At 61.2% G+C, this 2471-nt stretch carries 2 protein-coding genes; one reads left to right on the top strand and one right to left on the bottom strand.

The annotated features are described in order from the left end of the window. Window positions 1-666 (top strand): exodeoxyribonuclease VII large subunit (locus A3754_RS22020; RefSeq protein WP_304439857.1); only part of this gene is annotated, 666 nt, incomplete at its 5' end. Here A3754_RS22020 and A3754_RS22015 read toward each other — a convergent pair. Next, a partial coding sequence (locus A3754_RS22015) for an ATP-binding protein (protein ID WP_063521347.1) occupies window positions 623-2471 on the bottom strand: 1849 nt, incomplete at its 5' end. The genes A3754_RS22020 and A3754_RS22015 overlap by 44 nt on opposite strands.

Genomic DNA, 2471 nt, shown 5'->3' with positions numbered 1-2471 from the left:
TGCCCCATTCCCATTGTCTCTGCCGTGGGCCATGAGGTGGACACCGGGCTGACCGATTTTGCCGCCGATCTGCGCGCTCCGACCCCTTCCGCCGCCGCGGAACTGGTGAGCCCTGACCTGTCGGTGGTCAGCCAGCGTCTTGCCGGCCTGCACCGGCGGTTGCGATGGGTCATGGCGCAACAACTCCGCACCCCGCAGGAGCGCCTGCGCCATCTGAGCCAGCGGCTTCGCTCCCCTCGCCAGCACCTTGAGCAAAGCAGCCAGCGACTGGATGAATTGCACAATCGCCTGCAACGACAGATGCAGCACCGCCTCACTCTACTCCATGGCCGCCTGCAGCCCAGCCAGCAACGCCTGGCGCGGCTATCACCAGAGCGGCTTCTGCTGGACCGCCAGCAACAGCTGGCAGCCCTGAACAAGCGATTGCCACAACCCATACAGCGGCAGATTCAACAACAGCAAGTGCAGCTGGCCGGGCTGAGTAAGCGCCTGCAAACAGCCAGCCCGCTGGAAACCCTGGCGCGGGGATACAGCATTACCTTCAAGGGAGAGGATGCGGTGCGCTCTGTAAGCCAATTACAGGCTGGTGACACCCTGACCACCCGACTGGTCGACGGCGAAGTTACTGCCCGGGTGGAACACGTCCAGGAGTCAGATACGGACTGAGCACCCGCGCCAACTGTTGACGGCGGAACGGCTTGGCCAGGTGGGAGTTCATACCTACCGCCAGGCAACGTTCGCGTTCCTCATGCATGGCATTGGCGGTCAACGCCACCACCGGCATGGGCGCCCGGCCCTGTTCCCGCTCCCACTGTCGCAATTGCCGGGTGGCCTCCAGGCCATCCATTATCGGCATCTGCACGTCCATGAGAATGCAATCAAAGTCTCGCTGGCGCGCTTTTCCCAGCGCCTCCTCGCCATTACTTGCCGTCACCACGGTGACGCCCATCTGCTCCAGAATACGCCGCGCCACCATGGCATTGACCACATTGTCTTCCACCAGCAGCACCAGCCCATGCAGGACATGTTGCTCCGGTTCAATCGGGCTGGCCGGCCCCGCCGGCCCACTGTCCGCCGGCTGCTCACGGCACAACAGGCGCAACGACAGCGTAAAGACACTGCCCTCGTCCTCCCGGCTACCTACTGACAGGGTGCCACCGAGCATTTCACTGAGTTTGCGCGCAATCGCCAGCCCCAGCCCGGTGCCACCAAAACGGCGCGAGGTGGAGGAATCAATCTGTGAGAACGCCTTAAACAGGCTTGAACGTTTGGACTCTGGAATACCAATACCGGTATCGGCCACGGCAACACTCAGGTCCAGCCAGTCTCCCCGAACCGGCAGCACCGATACGGTGACAGTGACGCCCCCTTCCTGGGTAAACTTCACCGCATTGGAAATCAGATTACTGAGCACCTGGCGCAACCGGGTCGGGTCACTCCTCGCCACCCTGCCTGCCAGCACTTCGTCGCCCTCAAGGCGCAGATACAGCCCTTTGCTTTCCGCCACATAACGAAAAGTGGCGACACAGTTCTGCAGCAGGGGGCGCAATTCGAAGAATGACGGGTCCAGGTCCATGCGCCCGGCTTCGATACGCGAAAAATCGAGGATATCGTTAATCACATCCAGCAGATGACCGGTGGATTCCAGCGCCGCTTCGGTGTATTCGTGCTGCTCCTCGTTCTGGGCCGTTTCTTCCAGTAATTGCAGCATCCCCAGCACACCATTCATGGGGGTGCGCAGCTCGTGGCTCATCATGGCCAGGAAATCGCTTTTGGCCTGGCTGGCGGTTTCCGCCTGACGATGGGCTTGCTGCAATTCTGTCATGGCCACCTGCTGCGTGTGCCGGGCGCCTTCCAGCGCGCCGGCCAGCTCGTTGATATTGTCCTGCAGTTCGCCCAACTCACCCTGCAAACGGCTGTTGCCCCGCACAGAGTATTCCCCCTGGCGCAGGGTCCGCAGCAGACCCGACAGGTAACCCAGTGGTGCGGCAATCTGGCGCGCCAGATAGTGGGCAATCCAGAGCCCCAGGATCATGGCGAAGAAGGCAGGAATCATGCTGGCCAGCAAAATTTCCTTTTGCCGTGCCAACAATCGGGCACTCGACATGCCAAGCACCACCTCACCAATGCGGTCCGGTCTGTCATCGCGCTCCACCGGGCCTTCCAGCATGCCTTCTGGTGCCACCGCCTGACGATAAATGCCGGAATGAAATTCGATGATCTCGTTGTTGCTTTCCTCGCGGTCTCGCCCCTCATACAGCAGCACCTGACCATCACCATCGCGAAACACCACGTACTGCAGATCCGCCCGCTGCATGGCCAGCTGAGCCTGGCGGCGCAAGTCCGTGTAATTGCCCGCCAATACGCCGTATTCCGATGCCGAAGCAATCTGCTGAGCCAAAAAACTGCCCAGTTCATGCAGGTCCCGATCCGCGTCCTCAAAGCGCTGCCACGTTAATGCCACCAACAAC

Source organism: Alcanivorax sp. HI0083, from assembly GCF_001635175.1.
The sequence above is the reverse complement of the archived record's forward strand: the minus strand, read 5'-3'. Positions and strand labels throughout refer to the sequence as shown.